The organism is Salinilacustrithrix flava, from assembly GCF_041228405.1.
Taxonomy (GTDB): Bacteria; Actinomycetota; Acidimicrobiia; order Acidimicrobiales; family Salinilacustritrichaceae; genus Salinilacustrithrix; species Salinilacustrithrix flava.
Genome location: NZ_CP133888.1, coordinates 86,528 through 105,821 on the forward strand (window position 1 = coordinate 86,528; position 19,294 = coordinate 105,821).

21 protein-coding genes are annotated in these 19,294 nt (G+C 72.4%); 12 read left to right on the forward strand and 9 right to left on the reverse strand.

Annotated elements, in window-relative coordinates; translation table 11 throughout:
* Complete coding sequence (locus RGQ06_RS00430) at nt 1–891, forward strand: SDR family oxidoreductase (protein ID WP_432428229.1); 891 nt, start codon at nt 1–3, stop codon at nt 889–891.
* 22 nt (nt 892–913) lie between these two features.
* Here the strand turns inward: RGQ06_RS00430 and RGQ06_RS00435 are convergent, their stop codons facing one another.
* The 4 genes from RGQ06_RS00435 to RGQ06_RS00450 form a co-directional block, all read right to left on the reverse strand.
* Nucleotides 914–1,684: a class I SAM-dependent methyltransferase gene (locus tag RGQ06_RS00435; protein ID WP_432428230.1), complete on the reverse strand. Its 771-nt coding sequence runs from the start codon at nt 1,682–1,684 to the stop codon at nt 914–916.
* Between the two features lie 41 nt (nt 1,685–1,725).
* Entirely contained in the window at nt 1,726–2,307 is a 582-nt protein-coding gene (locus RGQ06_RS00440) for a dihydrofolate reductase family protein (RefSeq protein WP_432428231.1), read from the reverse strand.
* A 275-nt stretch (nt 2,308–2,582) separates the two neighbouring features.
* Nucleotides 2,583–4,118, reverse strand: a complete 1,536-nt coding sequence (locus RGQ06_RS00445; protein ID WP_432430658.1) for an IS1182 family transposase — start codon at nt 4,116–4,118, stop codon at nt 2,583–2,585.
* 69 nt (nt 4,119–4,187) lie between these two features.
* Complete coding sequence (locus tag RGQ06_RS00450; protein WP_432428248.1) at nt 4,188–5,846, reverse strand: DEAD/DEAH box helicase; 1,659 nt, start codon at nt 5,844–5,846, stop codon at nt 4,188–4,190.
* Between the two features lie 80 nt (nt 5,847–5,926).
* Here RGQ06_RS00450 and RGQ06_RS00455 point away from each other — a divergent pair, with 80 nt between their 5' ends.
* Nucleotides 5,927–7,042, forward strand: coding sequence for an acyl-CoA dehydrogenase family protein (locus tag RGQ06_RS00455; RefSeq protein ID WP_432428249.1), 1,116 nt, complete (start codon nt 5,927–5,929; stop codon nt 7,040–7,042).
* A 4-nt stretch (nt 7,043–7,046) separates the two neighbouring features.
* Here the strand turns inward: RGQ06_RS00455 and RGQ06_RS00460 are convergent, their stop codons facing one another.
* A complete protein-coding gene (locus tag RGQ06_RS00460) occupies nt 7,047–8,285 on the reverse strand; it encodes a lipase family protein (protein WP_432428250.1) in 1,239 nt (412 codons plus the stop codon).
* Nucleotides 8,282–8,695 carry a nuclear transport factor 2 family protein gene (locus RGQ06_RS00465; RefSeq protein ID WP_432428251.1) on the reverse strand — a complete coding sequence of 138 codons (414 nt, stop codon included), beginning with the start codon at nt 8,693–8,695 and terminating at the stop codon, nt 8,282–8,284. The genes RGQ06_RS00460 and RGQ06_RS00465 overlap by 4 nt, the downstream gene beginning before the upstream one ends.
* 71 nt (nt 8,696–8,766) lie before the next feature.
* On the opposite strand from RGQ06_RS00465, the gene RGQ06_RS00470 reads away from it, so the two are divergent.
* The 4 genes from RGQ06_RS00470 to RGQ06_RS00485 are packed head-to-tail and all read left to right on the forward strand — an operon-like array spanning nt 8,767 to nt 12,493.
* Nucleotides 8,767–9,594: an alpha/beta fold hydrolase gene (locus RGQ06_RS00470; RefSeq protein ID WP_432428252.1), complete on the forward strand. Its 828-nt coding sequence runs from the start codon at nt 8,767–8,769 to the stop codon at nt 9,592–9,594.
* A gap of 45 nt (nt 9,595–9,639) precedes the next feature.
* Nucleotides 9,640–10,479 carry a RecB family exonuclease gene (locus tag RGQ06_RS00475; RefSeq protein WP_432428253.1) on the forward strand — a complete coding sequence of 280 codons (840 nt, stop codon included), beginning with the start codon at nt 9,640–9,642 and terminating at the stop codon, nt 10,477–10,479.
* A 3-nt stretch (nt 10,480–10,482) separates the two neighbouring features.
* Nucleotides 10,483–11,070, forward strand: a complete 588-nt coding sequence (locus tag RGQ06_RS00480; protein ID WP_432428254.1) for a phosphatase PAP2 family protein — start codon at nt 10,483–10,485, stop codon at nt 11,068–11,070.
* A 16-nt stretch (nt 11,071–11,086) separates the two neighbouring features.
* Complete coding sequence (locus tag RGQ06_RS00485; protein WP_432428255.1) at nt 11,087–12,493, forward strand: serine/threonine-protein kinase; 1,407 nt, start codon at nt 11,087–11,089, stop codon at nt 12,491–12,493.
* Between the two features lie 21 nt (nt 12,494–12,514).
* Here the strand turns inward: RGQ06_RS00485 and RGQ06_RS00490 are convergent, their stop codons facing one another.
* Nucleotides 12,515–12,838, reverse strand: coding sequence for a glutaredoxin family protein (locus tag RGQ06_RS00490; RefSeq protein ID WP_432428256.1), 324 nt, complete (start codon nt 12,836–12,838; stop codon nt 12,515–12,517).
* Between the two features lie 77 nt (nt 12,839–12,915).
* On the opposite strand from RGQ06_RS00490, the gene RGQ06_RS00495 reads away from it, so the two are divergent.
* The 6 genes from RGQ06_RS00495 to RGQ06_RS00520 are packed head-to-tail and all read left to right on the forward strand — an operon-like array spanning nt 12,916 to nt 17,431.
* A complete protein-coding gene (locus RGQ06_RS00495; protein WP_432428257.1) occupies nt 12,916–13,926 on the forward strand; it encodes an LLM class F420-dependent oxidoreductase in 1,011 nt (336 codons plus the stop codon).
* A 50-nt stretch (nt 13,927–13,976) separates the two neighbouring features.
* Nucleotides 13,977–15,023 carry a permease gene (locus tag RGQ06_RS00500; RefSeq protein WP_432428258.1) on the forward strand — a complete coding sequence of 349 codons (1,047 nt, stop codon included), beginning with the start codon at nt 13,977–13,979 and terminating at the stop codon, nt 15,021–15,023.
* A gap of 32 nt (nt 15,024–15,055) precedes the next feature.
* On the forward strand, nt 15,056–15,292 hold the full coding sequence (locus tag RGQ06_RS00505) for a thioredoxin family protein (RefSeq protein ID WP_432428259.1): 237 nt from the start codon (nt 15,056–15,058) through the stop codon (nt 15,290–15,292).
* A 10-nt stretch (nt 15,293–15,302) separates the two neighbouring features.
* Complete coding sequence (locus RGQ06_RS00510) at nt 15,303–16,100, forward strand: SDR family oxidoreductase (protein ID WP_432428260.1); 798 nt, start codon at nt 15,303–15,305, stop codon at nt 16,098–16,100.
* Between the two features lie 10 nt (nt 16,101–16,110).
* Nucleotides 16,111–16,383 (forward strand): hypothetical protein, encoded by a 273-nt coding sequence (locus RGQ06_RS00515; protein WP_432428261.1) that lies wholly within the window; start codon nt 16,111–16,113, stop codon nt 16,381–16,383.
* A gap of 4 nt (nt 16,384–16,387) precedes the next feature.
* The gene (locus RGQ06_RS00520; protein ID WP_432428262.1) at nt 16,388–17,431 is read left to right on the forward strand and encodes a uracil-DNA glycosylase family protein; all 1,044 of its coding nucleotides are present in this window, start codon (nt 16,388–16,390) and stop codon (nt 17,429–17,431) included.
* A gap of 15 nt (nt 17,432–17,446) precedes the next feature.
* On the opposite strand, the gene RGQ06_RS00525 is transcribed toward RGQ06_RS00520, so the two are convergent.
* Both RGQ06_RS00525 and RGQ06_RS00530 read right to left on the reverse strand, forming a co-directional pair.
* The gene (locus RGQ06_RS00525) at nt 17,447–18,412 is read right to left on the reverse strand and encodes an LLM class F420-dependent oxidoreductase (RefSeq protein ID WP_432428535.1); all 966 of its coding nucleotides are present in this window, start codon (nt 18,410–18,412) and stop codon (nt 17,447–17,449) included.
* Nucleotides 18,413–18,429: 17 nt separating this feature from the next.
* Nucleotides 18,430–19,284 (reverse strand): acyl-CoA thioesterase, encoded by an 855-nt coding sequence (locus RGQ06_RS00530; RefSeq protein ID WP_432428263.1) that lies wholly within the window; start codon nt 19,282–19,284, stop codon nt 18,430–18,432.
* Nucleotides 19,285–19,294 lie beyond the last annotated feature (10 nt).

Here is a 19,294-nt window from a genome sequence, read left to right on the forward strand (position 1 = left end):
ATGACTCTCTCCTTCGACGGCAAGGTCGCGATCATCACCGGCGCGGGCGGTGGCCTCGGCCGCTCCCACGCACTCGAGCTGGCCCGGCGCGGCGCCTACGTCGTGGTCAACGACCTCGGTGGCTCCGTCGATGGCGTCGGCGGCGACGACTCCGCCGCCCAGAAGGTGGTCGACGAGATCAAGGCCGCTGGCGGCGAGGCCGTCGCCAACCACGACTCGGTCGCCACCCCTGAGGGCGGCAAGGCCATCGTCCAGACGGCCCTCGACACCTGGGACAAGGTCGACATCGTCATCAACAACGCCGGCATCCTGCGCGACACCAGCTTCGCCAAGATGACGCCCGAGCAGCTGAACCCGGTGCTCGACGTGCACCTCAAGGGCGCGTTCTACGTGACCCAGCCCGCCTTCGTGCAGATGAAGGAGCAGGGCTTCGGCCGCATCGTCAACACCGCCTCGGGCGCCGGCATCTTCGGCAACTTCGGCCAGACCAACTACGGCGCGGCGAAGATGGGCCTGGTCGGCTTCACCAACGTCCTGGCCCAGGAGGGCGCGAAGTACAACATCAAGGCCAACGCCATCGCGCCGGTCGCCGCCACCCGCATGACCGAGGGCCTGCTCGGCCCGCTCGCCGACAAGCTCGGCCCCGAGTACATCACCCCCGTGGCCGTGTACCTGGCGCACGAGTCCTGCGAGGTCACCGGCGAGATCTACAGCTGCGGCGGCGGCCGGGTCGCCCGCATCTTCGTGGGCGTCACCCCGGGCATCGTCGACGACGAGCTGTCGGTCGAGATGATGGGCGAGCGCCTCGCCGAGATCCGCGCCGAGGACGGCTACGAGATCCCCACGTCGATGAACGAGGAGATGGGCATCGCCATCAAGGCGATGAGCTGATCGGGCCGCCCGGCGCCGCGCCTCACCCGAGGCGCCGGGCGATCCACGCCTCGCACCGGTAGGCGACCTCGAGCTCGCCGCCGTGGTCGTCGATCACCTCGGCCACGGCCCGGTGCAGGGCGCGGCGCTGCTCCTCGCCGAGCAGCACGTGGTCCGAGTGGGTGCCGAGGTACCCGACCCAGCGATCGGTCGTGTAGCGGATGGCGTGGCGGTACGTGCGCTCGACCGCGTCGACGAAACCATCGGGTGCGGGGTCCACCGCCGGGGGCACACCCTTGGACCCGCTCGCCTTCGACGCGAGCGAGGAGCGCATGTCCGGTGCGAGCCGGGCGTAGACCCCGTCGAGGTCGGCGCGGAGCTCGGTGTCGGGGAACGTCGGCCGATTCCAGAAGATGGCGGCCACGCCACCCGGGCGGAGGGCGTGGCGGACCTGGTCGAGGCCGCGCGCCTGGTCGATCCAGTGCCAGGCCTGCCCGCAGGTGAACAGGTCGTGGGCCGCTGCCGGCAGCTCGGCGGACTCCAGCTCCCCCACGAGGACCTGCCAGCCGGCACCTTCGACGTGCCGGCCTGCGACGGCGGCCATGTCCGGATCGGGCTCGAGCGCCGTACCGGTGAGCCCCCGTGCAGCGAGCGCCGCCGCGACCTTCCCGGTGCCCGCCCCGGCGTCGAGGGCGCGAGCATCGGTGCCCACCATCGCCACGAGGTCGTCGAAGAGCTCATCGGGATAGCCGGGGCGGTGGGCGTCGTAGGCCTCGGCGACGGCGCCGAACACGAGTCGCTGGGGACGGTCCACGGCGCCATCGTCGCACGGTCGGGCGGCGGCTGCGCCCGGGATCAGCGCACGACGTCGTAGACCCGCTGCACCATGCCGCCGTCGAAGGTCTCGCAGGACACGAGCTCGAGGCGGATGTCGTCGCCGGTGCCGCCGAAGAGCGGGATGCCCTCACCGATGAGCACCGGTGGGGTGGAGATCGTCATGCGGTCGATGAGCCCGGCGGCCAGGAACTGGCGGATCACCTTGCCACCGTCGACGTAGACGTGGCCGATGCCGTCGGCGACCAGCCGAGCGACGACCTCCTCGAGGGACCCGGTGACGGGGCGCAGGACCGCACCCTCCCTCGGGGCCAGGTCGTCGGGGTGGCTGGTCCAGACGTAGACGGGCGTCTCGCCGTAGAACCAGTCCCCGGCGAAACCCGACACGACGTCGTAGGTGCCGCGGCCCATCAGGAGCGCATCGACGCTGGCGAAGAAGTCGCCGTAGCCGAAGTCCTGGTCCGGGTCGTGCTCGCCGGTGAGCTCGTCGTCGGGCTGGCCGGTGAGCCAGTCGAGGCCGTCGTCGGGGCGGGCGATGAAGCCGTCGACGCTGGTGGCGATGAAGACCGAGGCGCGCGGCCGTTCGGCAGGAGTGGTGGTCACGTCTCGACGGTATGCCCGGGCCGTGACCGCCTCCCCCGAACGCACCTGAGGCTTCTGGCAGCGGGGACGGAACGCGTTCCGTGGCCGCTGCCAGTTTCCCCGCGATGGCGGTGCCGTGGCCTAGGAGACTGCTGAGCAACTGGCTTCTAGGCTTGGCGGTGGGTCCGGGGAAGTGACCGAACCGAAGAGCCGGCGTGAAGAGGGTGTGAGCCGGTCACCCGGGATGGGTTGAACCCGTAGGTGTGGTCCCTTCCTTGTCCTCCCCGGGCCCGCCTTTAGGTGATGGCCCAGCCGGTGGGTGCGTGGTGGAGGCCGAGGTTGAGCAGGCGTCGCAGGTTGAGCGCGGCGGCCCGGTGACTGAGACCGAGCCGGTTGCGTTGGACACCACGGAAGCGGACACGGCGATGGCCGTTGGCGACAAGCCAAGCGATGGTGCGCTCGACCATGGGACGGTGCTGGCGGTAGTCGGCCAGGTGGGTGCCGGCTCGCCAGTTCGCCCGGGCGGTGACGAGCCATTCGTCGTGGTCGGTGAGCTTGACCGTCTTGCCCTTGGCAGCGCTGGTGCAGCGGTGCCGTGATGGACAACCACGGCAGCGGGCGCCGAAGGTTGCGTTGCCGCTCGCGTGGATCGAGATCGTGATGCCGGCGGGGCAGGTGACGGTGCGGGCGGCGTGGTCGACAAGGAAGTCGTCTCGGTGGAACTGGTCGTCACCGAGGTTCGGGTTCCTCCCGAGCGGCCAGGGCTTGATGACCGCCGTGTGGTCGTTCGCGGCGAGCGCTGCTCGGACCGGGCCGGAGCCGTAGGCGGAGTCGGCCAGCACGTCCAGGCCAGGGTCTTCGCCCTCGAGGAGTCGGGCGCCGACGGGACCATCGCCTTCGTTGGCCGGGGTGAGGTCACAGTTGGTGATGATCCCGGTGTCGGGCTCGACCACGACGTGGGCCTTGTAGCCGTCTCGGTAGCTGGACCGGGACTTGTGCATGTGCCGCGACTCCGGGTCGACCGTGGAGATCACCCGCTCCGAGGCGACACCACGAACGATCCGCCAGGTGCCCTCACCCCGTTCCGGGTCGGGTTCGACGTCCTGTCCGGCCACGAGTGCCAACAGCGCCACGAGTTGGCGTTGGTCGTCGTCGAGGTCGATCCCGTCGAGCGCGTTGAGGATGGCGAGGGCGTCGTTGACGAGCCCGGTGATCAGCTCGTCACGGGCAGCCGGGTCGTCCCACGCACATGCGGGTTTGCCGGGCGAGTCGTAGTCATGGCCGGACACCTCGACCGTCGCCGCGGCGGGGACAGCCTTGCGGACCCGGCGGATCATCGACACGAGCTGGGTGACCGTGTCCTGGGTTGCGACCGCATCATCCAGCAGCGTCGAGTCCAGCGCCCGGCGAGTCTTGCCGGCCAACACCCCGGTCTCGGCCACGACCGCTCGGACGGCGTCGAAGATCCGCTCCGGGGACTCGCTCGCTCGCAGCTTGTTGCGCCACAACGTCAGCACCGTCGGATGGAAGCCCTCATGATCCAACGCCAATCCGGCGGCAACCTTCCAGCGCAGATCGGTCCGCAAGGCGTCGATCGCTTCGCGGTCCGAGCGGCCCTCCAACGCTTGGAGCACCATCACCGTGGCGATCACATCGGCTGGCACCGACGGCCGCCCACGCTTGGAGGGGAACAGGTCCTCGAACATCGCATCAGGGAACAGCCGGTGTCGGTGATCGGCCAAGAACCGATGCACCGACCCCTCCGCCACCAGATGCCCGACCAGAGCACCCGCGTCGAGCAGTTCTCGGTCCTGATCGCTGCTGCCCTGCATACCCGCGGTCTACCGAAACCGCCGCGAGATCGCGAGCACCCCGATCACACCGGTTTGCTCAGCAGTCTCCTAGAGCGTCTTCACCCAGCGCTCGCCGGCGACGAGGCGGCGCTGCAGCTGGTCGGCGGTGGCCTCGGTGACCTTGTTGACGCCGGCCAGGCGGTTGAGCTCGCCGTTGACCTCGCGGTGGCTGCGGCCGGTGACCGCGACGAGGTGGGCGACGAGCGCGGCGTTGTCCTTGCGCAACTTGGACTTGGCCTCGGCGAGCGAGGTGTCGCGCCCGACGACCACCCCGGTCAGGCGCCGGGGTCGGGGCGGCAGGGCGATCTCCAGGGACTCGTCGCCGTCATCCTCCACCCACACCAGCTCCTCGGGCGAGGCGGCGTCGTCGGCGTCGGGGTCGTCGGCGTTCTCGACCCCGGTGGCGACGGCGGACATGGCCTGGAACAGGGACAGCTGCTCGTCGTCGCCGACCTCGTCCAGCCCGGCTCCGTCGATCTGGTCGAGGGAGTCCTCGTCGTCGGCGCGACGACGCTTGAACAACGAGTGGCGGCGCTGCTCGGCGATGCCGTCGGCCAGCTTCCGCAGGCGCGGGTCGTCGGGGATGTACATCCAGGCCCGCTGGGTGCGCAGGCCGCGGGTCCAGCGGACGAGGCGGCCCAGCGCCTGGCGGAAGAACAGCTCGGTGGTGGTGTTGGTGGCGAACACGCCGACGCGCAGGCGGGGGATGTCGACGCCTTCCGACACCATGCGGACGGCCACGATCCAGGGGTCGCTCGACTTGGCGTAGCGGGCGATGCGGGCCGAGGCCATGGGGTCGTCCGAGGTCGCCACCGTGGGGCGGATGCGCCAGCGCCGCTCGATCAGGTCGGCGATGGCCCGGGCGTGCTCGACGTCCATGCAGATCACCAGGCCGCCGGCATCGGGCTGCTTGCGGCGCACCTCGAGGAGGCGGCGGTGGGCGTCCTCGAGCACCGAGGCCATCCACTGCCCCTCAGCAGACAGCGCCGTGCGCAGCCGCTGGTTGGCGCGGGCCCGGTCGAGGTCGTCGTCGAAGTCGTGGGAGTGGAACTGGCCGTCGGCGCCGACCCACTCCATGTGGCCCTTGATCCGGGGGAAGTGCACCGGCCGGACCACGCCGCCGTCGCCGAGGGCGTCGCCGTAGCCGTACTCGAAGTCCGGCACCGCCTCCTCCCACTGGTAGGAGACGAACGGGATCGGGTTGGTGTCGGACCGGAACGGCGTCCCCGACAGGCAGAGCCGGCCGCGCGCACCGGAGAAGGCGACGCGCAGCCCGTCGCCCCAGGCGCGGTCGTCGCCGGCGTGGTGGACCTCGTCGAGGACCACGAACCCGCCGTGGGCGACCTGGGCCAGGGCCACCGGGTTGGAGGCCACCTGCTGGTAGGTGGTGACGAGGCCGTCCATGTCAGCCGGGATCGGGTCGCCGGCCCGCCAGGACGGCTCGAGCGCCAGGTCGAACGCGGCGGCGGCGCTCGCCCACTGGCCCTTGAGGTGCTGGGTCGGGGCGACCACGACGAGCCGGGCGTCGGGATGGTCGTGCAGCCAGTGCAGGGCCGCGGTGATAGCGAAGGTCGTCTTTCCGGCGCCCGGCGTGGCCACGGCCAGGAAGTCCACGCCGCCCTCGGCGCCGAAGCCCTCCGCCGCCTTGGTCCGGAACCGCTCGAGGGCCTCCTTCTGCCAGGGGCGGAGTCGGATCGTGCGGGCCATGGGGCGTCCGATCCTAGGAGCGACCCCCCGACGACCGGCGCATCTGGTTGGGAACGGCTGTTGCCAGTATCGTCGGCACCGTGATCGAGGTCGAGGAGTTCCGCGCCGGCGCCGAAGCGTGGCTGGCCGACCAGAAGCCCACCGCGCCACCGGACTGGGGGGCGATCATGCCGCCCGAGCGCCGGGACCAGGGCATGGAGTGGCAGCAGCGCCTGCACGCCGCGGGCTACGCCGGCATCCACTGGCCGACCGAGTACGGGGGCCAGGGCCTCACCGTCGCCCACAACCAGGCCTGGATGGAGTCCTGCGCCGATGCCGGCGTGCCGCCCTTCCTCAACATGGTCGGCCTCGTGCTGGCCGGCGGGTCGCTGCAGCTGTTCGGCACCGAGGACCAGAAGACGGCGCACCTGCCCGAGACCGCCGCCGGGGAGCGGGTGTGGTGCCAGCTGTTCTCCGAGCCCGGCGCAGGTTCCGATCTGGCGTCGCTGCAGACCCGGGCCGAGCTCGACGGCGACGAGTGGGTCGTCAACGGCCAGAAGGTCTGGTGCTCGGGCGGCCGGGCATCGGACTGGGGGATCCTGCTCGCCCGCACCGAGCGCGACGTCCCCAAGCACCAGGGGATCTCCTTCTTCCTGATCGACATGCGCAGCGAGGGCGTGGAGACCCGCCCCCTGCGCCAGATGACCGGCGATGCCGAGTTCGACGAGGTCTTCCTCACCGACGCGCGCCTGCCGGCCGACGCCCTCCTCGGTGAGCGGGGCCAGGGCTGGAACATCGCCATGGCCACCCTCACCAACGAGCGAGGCCACATCGGCGGCATGGGCCGGGCCCTCACCAAGCGGCTCGAGGCGATCCAGTCGCTCGCCGCGACCAAGGGCCTCGACGGAACGGCCCGGGACCGGCTCGTGCAGCTCTACTCGCGGGGCAAGGCCTACCTGTACATGACCCAGCGCCAGGGCCCGATGGCCACGGTCGGGTCGTCGCTCGGCAAGCTCGGGATGACCGGCTTCATGTTCGACCTGGCCGAGCTGCGGGCCGACCTCGCCGGCGCCGACGCGATGCTCGTCGGGCCCGAGTCCGACGGCCTGCTCGCCGCCCCCGGCGGATGGTTCGGCGGCGGCACCAGCCAGGTCCAGCGCAACATCATCGGCGAGCGCATCCTCGGCCTGCCCCGGGAGCCACGACCGGCGGAGTAGCCGCTCAGCGCCGCGGGCAGTCGTCCCGCGTGCCGTCACCGGCCAGCAGCCGCTCGAACCAGCGGTGCACGGCGGGCATCGACGCCCCGACGATCGTGCTGTGGTCGGCGACGGCGTGCGACAGGTACCGCACGGACCGTCCGGCCACGCACAGCTGGGCGACGGTGACGTCCACGAACGGGCGGGGCACGATGACGTCCTGCCCACCCTGGGCGATGAGCACCGGCCCCTCGACTCGCGCCGCCTTGATCGTGTTGTGGTCGATCCGGGCCGCCCACGCCGGCAGCTCGGCCGGCGGACGGACGCGCAGCGAGTCCAGATCCTCACCGGCGAGGATCGACTCCATCTCGAACACGCACGCCTCCCGGGCGTCGTCGAGCAGCTCCATGCCGGCTGGGGTGAGCAGGTCCGCGGGGTCCAGCTCCGGATGGGCAGCCGGCCACCCGGCCGCGACGTAGATGCCGAGGGCCAGGCCCAGGGTCGACTCGAACATCGCCGGGATGATGTTCTCGAGGTCGGTGACCGGCGCGAGTGCGGCCGTGCCGACGAGCTCGAGCTCCGGCGCCCAGCCGGACGCGTGCTGGGCGGTGGCGAGCGCTGCGTGGCCGCCCTGGGAGTGACCCACGACCACGAACCGTGATCCGGCCACGTCGGTGCCGAAGAGCTCCCGAGCGGCCCGGACCGAGTCCAGCACGCTGCGCCCCTCGCTCTCGGCCACGAGGTAGGGGTGGATGCCGGGCGTGCCGAGGCCCTCGTAGTCGGTGGCGGCCACCACGTAGCCGGCCTCGAGGTGCTGCTCGAGGAGCGGGAGCGCCCGGATCCCGAGGCGGGAGGGCGCGCAGTCGTCGCCCACGCCGGTCGTGCCGTGCGCCCACGCCAGCACCGGGTGGCCACCCGGTGGTGGTGGTGCGTCGGGGACGGCGACGAGCCCGGAGACGGGGACGTCGTCGCCCGTCGTGCTCTGCGACCGGTACGTGACCCGGTGGACCGTGCCGGGCAGGTCGGCGTCATCGATCTCCTCGGACCACAGGACGGTGCCCGGCGGCTCCGGAGCCTCGTCGCGGCCGGGGATCGTCACCTGGGGTCGCTCGGGCATCGTCGACGAGGTCGTGGTGGGGGCCGACGTCGTCACCGTCGTCGAGGTGGTCGAGGCGGTGGTCGTCGGTGCGAGCGCGTCGTCGGCCTCCGTGCAGGACATCGCCGTGAGCGCGACGATGCCGAGGGCGGCCCACCTGCGGATCACGAGTTGCGGGCCCGGGCCTGCTGGACCACGGGTGAGCCGTGGTGGTGGACGAGGTGCCAGCGGCCCTCGTCGGCGACGAACACGTTGGTGGCGGCCACGGCCTGCGTGCCGCCGCCGTCGATCAGGTTCTCGTTGCAGGTGACCCATGCGGTGGTGCCCTCGACGTGGACGTGCTCGTCGGTGACGATGAACTGCAGCCGCTGGGGGCCGTCGAAGAGCGCGAACCAGGAGGCGGCCACGGACGCCCAGCCGGAGAGGATCGGCCACCCCGGGTGGACGCAGGTGACCCGGTCGGTGTGCTCCCAGACATCGGACATGGCGTCGAGGTCCCGCGCCTCGAACGCCGCGTAGAAGGCGGTGTTCGCCGCGCGCACCGCGCTGGTGTCGGGGTCCTCGTCGGTGGCGTCCATCCGGGCGACGACCGTATCGGTGCACCCGCCCATGTCCACCGTGCCCGCAGGCGATGCCAGGATGACCGGCGATGATCACCGTCGACTCCACCGACGGGGTGCGCCTCGCCGTCCACGAGCTGGGCCGCCCCGACCCCGACGCCCGTCCCCTGCTGCTGTGCCACGCCACCGGCTTCCACGGTCGGGTCTGGCGCGCCCTGGCCGAGGAGCTCCCCCACCGCCGGTGCCTGGCCCTCGACTTCCGCGGCTACGGGGACTCCACGGAGCAGGACGGCGAGCTGACCTGGCACGGATTCGGCCAGGACGTGCTGGCCGTGGTCGACGCGCTGGACCTCGGCCCGGTCCAGGCGGTCGGGCACTCGAAGGGCGGGGCGGCCATCCTCCTCGCCGAGCAGGCCCGGCCCGGCACCATCGAGCGGGCCGTGTGCTTCGAGCCCATCGTGCTCCCGCCGATGGAAGGCGAACCGGGCCCGAACCACCTCGCCGAGATCACCAAGAAGCGTCGCGAGGTCTTCGACTCCTTCGAGGACGCCATCGCCAACTTCTCGGCCAAGCCCCCGCTCGGCTCCCTGCGCCCCGACGTGCTCGAGGACTACGTCCGCCACGGGTTCACCCAGCAGGCCGACGGCAGCGTCCGCCTCAAGGCCAGCCGCGACCACGAGTCCAAGACCTACGAGACCGGGTCGGGCCACGACGGCTTCGCCCACCTCGGCGAGGTCGCCTGCCCGGTGCTGGTCGCCCACGGCGGCGACGCCGACGGCCCGGCCCAGATCGCCCCACTGGTCGCCGCCGCCCTCCCCCACGGCGAGCTGCGGGCCTTCCCCGAGGTCGGCCACTTCGGCCCCCTCGAGGATCCGACCTGGTTCGCCGGCCTGGTCCGGGAGTTCCTGGACGGGTAGCTCGAGCACCCCGGCGCTGTCGGACCCCCGGCGTACGCTGCCCCCATGGCCCTGGCGCTCCCCAGCTCGCTGTCGCCGTCGCGGCTGTCGAGCTTCACGTCGTGCGGCCTGCAGTTCCGGTTCTCGGCCATCGACCGCCTGCCGGAGCCGCCCACCGTGGCCGCCACCCGCGGCACGCTGGTGCACGCCGCCCTGGAGGAGCTGTTCACCCTGCCGGCGCCGGAGCGCGTGCCGGCGGCCGCACCGGCCTGCCTCGACGCCGCGGTCGAGCGGCTGCGCACCGACCCGGACTGGACCGGGCTCGGGCTGGACACCGCCGGCGAGGAGCGCCTCCGCCACGAAGCCGCCGTCCTCGTCGAGAAGTACTTCCGGCTGGAGGACCCGAGCACCGTGCACCCGGTCGGGCTGGAGCTGAAGCTCGAGGTCGAGGTCGGCGGCGTGCGCCTGCGGGGCATCATCGACCGGCTCGACCTGGTCGACGGCGAGCTCGTCGTCACCGACTACAAGACCGGCCGGGCCCCGGGCGATGCCTGGGCCCGCCAGCGGATGACCGGCGTGCACGTCTACTCGCTCATGTGCGAGCGGTGGTTCGGCCGACGCCCGGTCCGGGTGCAGCTGCTCCACCTGGCCGAGCCGGTCAAGATCGTGGCCGAGCCGTCCGAGCAGTCCACCCAGGGCCTGGCCCGCCGGCTCGAGGCCGTGTGGCAGGCGGTCGAGACCGCCTGCGAGCGGGAGGACTTCCGACCCCGGCCCTCCTCGCGCTGCGACTGGTGCGCCTTCCAGCAGTGGTGCCCGGCCTTCGGCGGCGACCCGGCCCAGGCCGTCGTCGACCTCGAGCGCCGCGCCGTCGAGGATGCCGGCCAGGGCACCCTCCTCGAGGTCTGATCGGTGGAGAACCCCGACGTCCCCACGCCGCGGCAGCTCGCCGCGCCGATCCGCCGCTTCGACACCGCCATCGAGCGCGTGTTCGACACCATCCGCGGTCGGCCCCTGGTCGACCGCGTCTTCTACACCGCCTCCGAGCTCGGCAACCACAGCCTCATCTGGCACCTGCTCGCCACCGCCCAGGGGGTGCGGCGCGGGGGCGACCTGGCCGGCACGGTCCGACTGGTGACGATCATGGGCCTGGAGTCCGCCATCGTGAACGGGCCGGTCAAGTCGCTGTTCCGCCGCCAGCGCCCGGTGCACGACGGGCCCCGACCGTTCCAACTCCGCCAACCCCGCACCTCGTCGTTCCCGTCCGGGCACGCATCGGCCGCTGCCGTGTTCGCCGTCGTCGCCGGCGAGGACGATGCGCTCGCCCCGGCCTACGCCGTGCTGGCCACGCTGGTCGGGGCGTCCCGCGTGCACGTGCGCATCCACCACCCCTCCGACGTGGTCGGCGGTGCGGCTGTCGGCATCGCGCTCGGCGCGGCCCTGCGCGCCTGGTGGCCGGCCGGGCAGGTGCTGCCGCGCGGGCTCCGCCGCCGGCGCTGATCCCTACCCTGGGCCGGTGCAGTACGAGATCGTCCGCCGTCTGGCGCGTGGGGGCATGGGGGTCGTCGACCTCGCCCGGCGCGACGACGGGACCCTCGTCGCCCTGAAGCGCCTCGCGCTGCAGGGCACGCCGGCGGAGATGCGCCAGGCCACGGTCCGCTTCCAGCGCGAGCTGGACGTGCTCGCCCGCCTCGACCACGAGGCGGTCGTGCCCATGCTCGACGTGATCGAGGAGGCCGGCGACGTCGTCCTCGTCATGCCCTACCTGCCGGGCGGGAACCTGGCCGAGCGGGTGCGCGACCACGGGCCCCTGCCCCCCGAGGAGGTGCGGGCCGTCGCCGACCGGCTGCTGCCCGCCCTCGCCGCCGCCCACCGGCTCGGCATCATCCACCGGGACATCAAGCCGGCCAACGTGCTCTTCGACGCCGACGGTCGTGCCCACCTCGCCGACTTCGGGGTCGCCCGGACACGGGAGATCACCGGCGGCCTCACCCGGCCCGGGGTGGTGCTGGGGACCCCCGGCTACCTCGCCCCCGAGCAGGCCCGCGGCGAGGAGCTCACCGCGGCCGCCGACATCGCCAGCCTCGGCGCCACCCTGCACTTCGCGGCCACGGGCCAGAGCCCGTACAGCGGCGGGGAGGACCACGCCGTCCTGCTCCGGACCGCACGGGCCCGCCCGAAGCTCGACAAGGACATCGAGCCGGCGCTGCGCCGGATGATCTCGGCCATGCTGCGCCCGGACCCGAGCAGCCGGCCCACCGCGGCCTCGCTCGCCGGCGGCGCCGACGGGACGCGCGTGCTCCCCCTGCTCCGCCCCCGACGCCGCGTCGCCGTCGTCGTCGCCCTGGCCGCGGTGCTCGCGCTGGCGGCCACGGGGATCACCGCGCTCCTCGTCGACGGCGACGGTGACGTGGAGGCGACGGCGACGACCACCACCGAGCCCCCCTGCGAGCCGCTGCCCTACCAGCCCTGCGATGGCGAACCGGCGCCCAACACCGACGGCAGGGTGTGCATCGATGATCACGCCGACTACGACGGGGACCCGGCCAACGGCTGCGAGGCGGCGCCGGACCAGGCCGACGGCACCGAGCTCGTCGACCGCATCGCGGCGAACATCGTCCCGGCGGACGACATCGACCTCTACCCGCTGACCATCGAGGACGCTGGCGACATCTTGTGCAACAACACGTTCCGGCTGCGGCTCGTGGCCCCGCCCGGCGTCTCGCTGCGGGTCGAGCTGACCGACGACGAGGGCAGGTCCTTCGGGGAGGCCACGTCGTCGGACGGCACCCCCGGCGAGCTCGCCGTCGAGGACCCGCGCTGCTTCCAGGACGACGGCGGCAGCTTCATCGCCGAGGTCACGCCGATCGGCACCGACCGCAGCGCGGAGTCCTACATCCTCACCCGCACCGGCAGCTTCTGACCGCTGTCCCGGGCGCTGCCGTCAGCGCCCTAGGAACCGGCGGAGCGACCCACCGGCGGCGGCGGGGGCGTCCTCGGGCTCGAGGTGCGGTGCTTCCTGGCGGATGGCGGCGAGCACGTGGTCCGCGCTCGGGTTGACCATGCGGGCCTCACCGATCACGACGGTCGGGACCGTCTCGCTGCCGTTGGCGATGCTCCGGACGGTCGACGCGGCCTCGGGGTCCTCCCAGATGTTGCGCTTGTCCAGGGGCACGCCGAGGCGGACGAGGCGTCGCTCGAGGCTCATGCAGAAGCCGCAGCCGGGCCGCCAGTAGAAGGTGATCGCATCGGGGGTCGTGTCGGTCACGGTCCGTACAACCCTGGGAGCGGAACGGGCATTCCGCAACCCGGCCGGGGGTGGGGCCGCGGCTACGGTCCGCCGCCATGACGAGCCCCATCGAGCACGCCGGCTTCACCTTCGCCAGCATCATGGCCCTCGGTCCCCAGCTCGCGGTCGAGACCGCGCGCCGCGCGGAGCAGCTGGGCTACGAGTCGTTCTGGACCGCCGAGACCACCGGACCCGAGGCGTTCACCACCCTCACGGCCGCCGGCGCCGCCGCGCCGTCGCTCGGGCTCGGCACCGGGGTCATCCCGATCCAGCTGCGCACGCCGATGACCGTCGCCATGGCGGCGGCGACCCTGCAGGCGCTGAACCCGGACCGGGACGTGCTGGTCGGCATCGGCATCTCGTCGCCCGTGGTGACCGAGCGCTGGCACGGGGTCGACTACGGCGACCGCCCCCTCGCCCGCTGCCGGGAGTACATCACGCTGCTCAAGGAGATCTGGGCGGGTGACGCCGTCACGTTCGACGGCGACTTCTGGTCGCTGAAGCGCAGCCGCCTCGGCGTGCGCCTCGGCGAGCGCAAGCCCAAGGTCGTGCTCGGCGCGCTCAACCCGAAGATGCTGGCGCTCGGCGGCGAGCTGGCCGACGGCGTGCTGCTCAACTACCTGCCCGCGTCCCACGTGCCCTGGTCGGTCGAGCGCATCCGTGAGGGCGCATCGCTCCGGGGCGACGGGACCGCTCCCAAGGTCTACGCCTACGTGCACGCCGGGGTCACCGAGCGCGAGCACGGCATCGACAACGCCCGCAAGGACCTGTTCTCCTACGCCGTCGTCGACGCCTACGCCAAGAGCTTCGAGCGGGCCGGCTTCGGCGACGACGTGGCCGAGCTGCGCGAGCGCCATGCCGCCAAGGACCGGGAGGGCGCCGTCGGCGCCGTCAGCGACGCGTTCGTCGACGCCATCGACTTCATGGGCACCCACGACCAGGTCCGGGACTTCGCCCGGGAGTACGCACAGGCGGGCGTCGACGTGCCGATCCTCATGCCGCTGCCGTGGGGCCCGGACCGCCGCCAGGTCATCGAGGACACCATGGGAGCCTTCGTCTCCGCCTGAGCGGACCTTCGACCCTGGGCAGGAGCAGCGGGGCGGGCCACGCTGCCCGCATGACCGCGGTCGCAGGTCGCACCCAGCCCGGCACCGGCCACCTGGGACCCAAGCTCGCCGGCGCAGCAGCGATCTGGTTCGCGCTGTACCTGCTGAACGAGTGGATCTGGGATGCGGCGTTCACGGACCTGCTCGGGCTGGACCTCGACGATCGCGCCACGGGCGCGGCCCACTTCTTCCTCTACGACACGGCAAAGCTCATGCTCCTGCTGGTCGGGTTGATCTTCGCGGTCGGGATGCTCAACACGGCGATCTCACCGGAGCGGATCCGGGCGTTCCTGAGCGGACGGCGCCTGCTCACCGGCCTCGTCCTCGCCGTCGTGCTGGGCGCCGTGACGCCCTTCTGCTCCTGCAGCTCGGTGCCGCTGTTCATCGGCCTGGTCGCAGCGGGCGTGCCCCTCGCGATCACCCTGACCTTCCTCATCTCGTCGCCCCTCGTCAGCGAGACCGGCATCGTGATGATGGGAGGGACGTTCGGTTGGGACATCGCCGCCCTGTGGGTCCTCGCCGGCTCCGGTCTCGCCCTGCTCGCCGGCCTGCTGCTCTCCCGCTTCGACCTGGACCGCTGGGTGGAGCCGTTCGTGTTCGAGACCAGGACCGTCCAGCTCGCACGGGCCGAGCAGAAGCCCACCCTCGAGGACCGGGTCGAGGCCTCCCGGGCCGAGACCGGCGACATCCTCCGCAAGATCTGGGGCTACGTCGTCGTCGGCATCGCGCTCGGCGCCGTCATCCACGGCTGGGTGCCCGAGGGGTTCTTCGAGGATCACGCCGGCGGCGACGCCCCGCTCGCCGTGGTGGTCGCCACCCTCGCCGGAGTCCCCCTCTACGCGAACCCGGCGGGCGTCGTGCCGCTCGCCGAGGCGTTCCACGCCAAGGGCGCGGCGCTCGGGACGGTGATGGCGTTCATGATGAGCGTGGTCGCCCTGTCGCCGCCGTCGCTCGTCCTGCTGCGGCGGGTCCTGCGCCCGCCCCTGCTCGTGATCTTCACCGCTGTCGTCACGGCCGGGATCCTGATCATCGGGATCCTGTTCAACCTCGTGACCTGATCTCGACCCGACACCGACGAGGGAGCACCGACATGGACATCAAGATCCTCGGCCCGGGGTGCAAGCGCTGCGCCCAGCTCGAGGAGCGCACCACCGAGGCGCTCGGCGAGCTGGGACTCGAGGCGTCGATCACCAAGGTGACCGACGTGGCCGAGATCGCCGGCTACGGCGTCATGGCCACGCCGGCGTTGGTGCTCGACGGCACCGTCGTGGTGTCCGGGCGCGTCCCGTCGACCAGCCACCTGCGGGAGCTGCTGGCCGCCACATAGGTTTCACGCCGTGCAGCTGCAGGACCAGAACATCGTCGTCACCGGCGCCGGCGGTGGCATCGGCGCCGCCCTCGTGCGCCGCTTCGCCCAGGACGGCCCCCGCACCATCGTGCTCGCCGACGTCGACGGCGCCGCGGCCCAGGCGGTGGTCGACGAGCTCGAGCCCGGCTTCGACACCGTCGTGGTCGAGGCCGACCTGGGCACCGAAGCCGGCAACGTCGAGGTGGTCCGCGCGGCCGAGGAGTTCGGGCCGGTCGACCTGCTGTGCCTGAACGCCGGCATCGCCGTCGGCGGTGGCGTGGAAGCACCGGACGAGGACTGGTACCGGATCTTCGACATCAACGTCATGGCCCACGTCTGGGCCGTCCGGGCCGCCCTGCCCGGCATGCTGGCCCAGGGCTCGGGCTACATCCTCACCACCGCCTCCGCCGCTGGCCTGCTCACCAACCTCGGTGCCGCCCCCTATGCCGTGACCAAGCACGCCGCCGTCGCCCTGGCGGAGTGGCTGGCGATCACCCACGGCGACGCCGGCATCAAGGTCTCGTGCCTGTGCCCGCAGGGGGTCCGCACGAAGATGCTGTTCCCCGATGACGAGGACCTCGCCAAGTCCACCGGCGCCGAATCCGTGCGGATGCAGGGGGTCATCGAGCCCGACGAGCTCGCCGAGGTGGTGGCCGCAGGCCTGGCGGACGAGCGCTTCCTGATCCTCCCGCACCCCGAGGTCCTCGACTACTGGCGTCGCAAGACCGACGACTACGACCGCTGGATCGGCGGGATGCGCAAGCTGCAGGCCCGCACCCAGGGCTGACCGCCGCACGGTGGCCGACACCTGGCTGCTGTCCCTCGGCCTGCGCCCGGGTGCGGAGATCCGGTTCCGGCGCGAGCCGGGCGAGCGGTGGCTCCCGGGGAAGGTGATGGGCCGGGAGACCGACGGCTCGGTCGACCTGCGCGACGCCCGAGGCCGGTCGCGGGCGATCCCGGTCGAGCAGATCGAGGTCGCCGAGCGCGGCCCCCGTGGCGGACGGATCTGGACACCGCTCACCCAGATCGTGGCCCGCACCGAGCAGCTCGACCTGTTCGGCGACGCCTGAACCCGTGGAGCGGGACACCATCGACATCTACGACGCCGAGGCGGCCACGTACCGCGCCAACCGGTCGTCCCGCTTCGCCGACCGTGCCGCGGCGCTGTCGGCAGGTGCGCTCGGCCCGGTCCTGGATGCGGGCTGCGGGCCCGGCACCTACCTGCCCGCCCTGGGCGCGGCGGCCGTCGGGCTCGATGCGTCGGCGCCGATGCTCGACCTGGCGACCGGCCACGGTCGTCCACTGGTCCGGGCCGACCTCACGAGGCTGCCGCTGCGCCCCGGCGCGCTCGGCGGCGCGTGGGCCCGCAACTCCTACCTGCACGTCCCCCACGCCGGGCTGCCCCTCGCCCTGGCCGAGCTCCACCGCGCCACGGCCGTCGGTGCCCCGGTGACGTGCTCGCTCATCACCGGACCCGACGACGAGGTGGTGTCCGACGACGACCTGCCGGGCCGGAGGTTCTGGCGGTGGAGCGACGATGCGCTCGTCGACGTGTTCGTCGGCGCCGGCTTCAGCGAGGTGGTGCTGTCCGGCGAGCAGCCCCGCTTCGTCGACGCCGTGCGCGCCCGCACGCTCCCGGACTTCGTCGGACCGGACATGGGGGTCCTGGTCGTGGGGCTCAACCCGTCCCTGCACGCCGCGGACGCCGGCGTCGGCTACGTCACGCCGAGCAACCGCTACTGGAAGGCGGCGATCGAAGCCGGCCTCGTCACGGTCGACCGCGACCCGTGGCACGCCCTGCGCGAGCACGGCGTCGGCATGACCGACCTGGCCAAGCGGGCCACCCGCCGCGCGGATGAGCTCTCCGCCGACGAGTACCGGACCGGGCTCGAGCGGGTCGACCGCCTCTGCGCGCGCCTGCAGCCGGGTGTGGTGTGCGTGGTCGGACTCGCCGGGTGGCGGGCCGCGGTGGACCGCAAGGCCGTCGTCGGCCTGCAGCAGCGGGACCTCGGCGGCCGACCGGTCTACGTCATGCCGTCGACGTCGGGCTTGAACGCCAGCAGCCAGATGCCCGACCTCGTCGCCCACCTGCGCGCCGCGCTCGACCTGGCCCCCTGATCGCTCCGCTGGCGATCAGGCGGGGGCGAGGTCCCGAACGGCCTGGCGCATGTCGTAGCCGAAGGGCAGCGGCGCCAGCGCCGGCGTGGTGACGCCGTTGGCGATGTAGCGCTGGATCTGCTCCCGGCACTTCTCCGGCGGGCCGTGCACGATGAGCTCGTCCACCACCGAGTTCGGGATGGCGTCGAGCGCGGCCTTGCGGTCGCCGCTGTCCCAGGCGTCCCACATCGGCTGCAGCTCGTCCCGGCCGAGCCACTCGTGGAAGGCCCGGTAGACGGGCACGTTCAGGTAGGCGGCGATGGCGAACTTGGCCGAGCCGTAGACCGTGTCCGGGTCGTCGATCGGGGCGCAGAAGATGCGGGCCACGACCTCCTTGGACGACCCGTCGGTGGAGGCGTCCTGCACGATCGGTGCCACCGTGGCGACGTCCTCGGCCGACAGCCAGTTGATGATGGCCCCGTCGCCCTCACGACCGGCGAGCTTGAGCATCCCCGAGCGCAGGGCGGCGACCAGGATCGGCACCGGCTCGGGCGGCAGGGCCTTCAGCTGGAAGCCGTTGATGGAGAACGTGTCGAAGTCCTCCTTGATCTTCTCGCCTTCGAGGGCCTTGCGCAGGAACCGGACCATGTCCCGGACCTTCTTGTACGGCTCGTCGAACTCGATGCCGTTCCAGCGCTCGACGATGACGTTCGACGACGAGCCGATGCCGATGGCGAAGCGGCCGGGGGCGGCCTGGGCCAGCGAACCGACGGACTGGGCGAAGCAGGCCGGACCGCGGGTGTAGGCGGGGATGATGGCGGTGCCGAGCCGGAGGGACGGCGTCCACACCGAGGCCAGCGCCAGGGGCGTGAACCCGTCGTGCCCGTCGGCCTCGGCCGACCAGACGTCGGTGTAGCCGAGGTCCACCAGCTCCTCGAACTGCTCCTTCTGGGAGTGGAGGGGACCGCTCAGCGGGATGGTCATGCCGTAGCGCTGCATGATCGCACCCTGCCACAGCCTCAGGTGGCCTGCTGCTCCTGCATGCGCTTGCGGCGGGCCTCGAACTCCTCGTGGAAGCGCAGGATCGTGGACTGGCTGGCCGTGGCCAGCAGCGTCCCGTCCTCGGCCCACAGGTGCACGAGACCGTGCCCGAACCCGTTGGCGATGGCGTGGACGCGGATGTCGAGCAGGACCCAGTCGGTCTCGACGATGTCGACCATGCGCAGCGTGTTGTCGAGGCTGTTGCCGCCGGCGTGGCGGCCGAGGGCCTGGCCCAGGCCCATGGGCACGTAGTCGCCGAGGATGGCGAGGGCGGCCCCGGACATCTCGAGGATGTCCGGCATGCGCGCCCACATCGAGCAGTTGCCCTCCGGCATGGGGTTGCCGTCGAGCTCGTCGAAGGTGCGGGCGTTGGCCAGGCGGAAGTCCAGCCGGGCCATCATCCCGTCGGTGATGCCCTCCTCGTCCGGCGTCACGCCGAAGCGGATGTGGCACTGATCCGGCGGGGGGACGTCGGGCATCTGCTCCCACATGCCCGCGGCCGGCTTGTCCCGGTGGCCGAGGGCGGCGTTGACCGTGAGGATCTCCCGGTCCCCCACGTGGCCGACGGCGCGGGCCTGGGTGACGCTCCTGCCCTCGTTGGCGACGATGACGTCGATGTCCATGATCGAGCCGGTCTCGGCGTAGGAGAGGTACTGCGCCGTCGCCCAGACCACGGGCCGGCCGGTCGTGCGCTCCATCGCCTCGATGCCGGCGCCGAGGCCGCACCCGCCCCAGAGGAAGTTCCCCCGGGTCGACACGCCGGGCGTCACCGGGATGAACCACCGGTTCGGGTTGTGGGTCGGCTGCAGGCCGAGGAAGGTCTTGGCGTCCACGGGCCGGGAG

Coding starts and splice junctions, on each gene's coding strand:
- RGQ06_RS00500 (WP_432428258.1), top strand. CDS start 13,977: ATGACCGCGGTCGCAGGTCGCACCCAGCCCGGCACCGGCCACCTGGGA.
- RGQ06_RS00505 (WP_432428259.1), top strand. CDS start 15,056: ATGGACATCAAGATCCTCGGCCCGGGGTGCAAGCGCTGCGCCCAGCTC.
- RGQ06_RS00430 (WP_432428229.1), top strand. CDS start 1: ATGACTCTCTCCTTCGACGGCAAGGTCGCGATCATCACCGGCGCGGGC.
- RGQ06_RS00445 (WP_432430658.1), bottom strand. CDS start 4,118: ATGCAGGGCAGCAGCGATCAGGACCGAGAACTGCTCGACGCGGGTGCT.
- RGQ06_RS00495 (WP_432428257.1), top strand. CDS start 12,916: ATGACGAGCCCCATCGAGCACGCCGGCTTCACCTTCGCCAGCATCATG.
- RGQ06_RS00450 (WP_432428248.1), bottom strand. CDS start 5,846: ATGGCCCGCACGATCCGACTCCGCCCCTGGCAGAAGGAGGCCCTCGAG.
- RGQ06_RS00470 (WP_432428252.1), top strand. CDS start 8,767: ATGATCACCGTCGACTCCACCGACGGGGTGCGCCTCGCCGTCCACGAG.
- RGQ06_RS00465 (WP_432428251.1), bottom strand. CDS start 8,695: ATGGACGCCACCGACGAGGACCCCGACACCAGCGCGGTGCGCGCGGCG.
- RGQ06_RS00475 (WP_432428253.1), top strand. CDS start 9,640: ATGGCCCTGGCGCTCCCCAGCTCGCTGTCGCCGTCGCGGCTGTCGAGC.